The sequence below is a fragment of the Kosakonia sp. H7A genome (assembly GCF_003028445.1).
Lineage (GTDB): Bacteria > Pseudomonadota > Gammaproteobacteria > Enterobacterales > Enterobacteriaceae > Kosakonia > Kosakonia radicincitans.
Genome location: NZ_PYTZ01000058.1, coordinates 1 through 542, shown reverse-complemented (window position 1 = coordinate 542; position 542 = coordinate 1). Strand labels below are relative to the sequence as shown.

Sequence of the window (542 nt, the reverse complement as noted above, 5' to 3'; positions counted from 1 at the left end):
CCATCGCCACCGCACGGGCGATCGCCGCGAACGGGAAGGTGCCGACCTTGTACGGGATGCCCTCGGCCTTGCACTGCTGCTCGGTCTTGCCGACCCAGGCGATTTCCGGGTTGGTGTAGGCCACCGACGGAATCACACGCGCCACCCACTCCTTCTTCTCGCCGGCGGCCACTTCGGCGGCCAGCTTGCCTTCGTGCGTGGCCTTGTGGGCCAGCATCGGGTTACCGACGATGTCACCGATGGCGAAGATGTGCGGCTGGCTGGTGCGCATCTGGCGGTCGACCGGGATGAAGCCACGATCGCTCACGGTGACACCCGCCAACTCGGCACCGATCTTCTTGCCGTTCGGCGAGCGGCCCACGGCCACCAGCACGCGGTCGAACGTACCCGACGCCAGCGCCGGCGTCTCGCCTTCGGCGGCCGCTTCGAAGGTGACGGTGATACCGGCCTTCTCCGCCTTGACGCCCGCGGCCTTGGTCTTGAGGTGAACCTCGATGCCCTGCTTCTTCAGCCGGTCCGCCAGCGGCTTGACCAGGTCCTTG

The 542-nt window shown here is 67.5% G+C and carries 1 protein-coding gene; it reads right to left on the bottom strand.

Annotated elements, in window-relative coordinates:
* A partial coding sequence (locus CWM66_RS28125; protein WP_158262970.1) for an FAD-dependent oxidoreductase occupies positions 1-542 on the bottom strand: 542 nt, incomplete at both ends.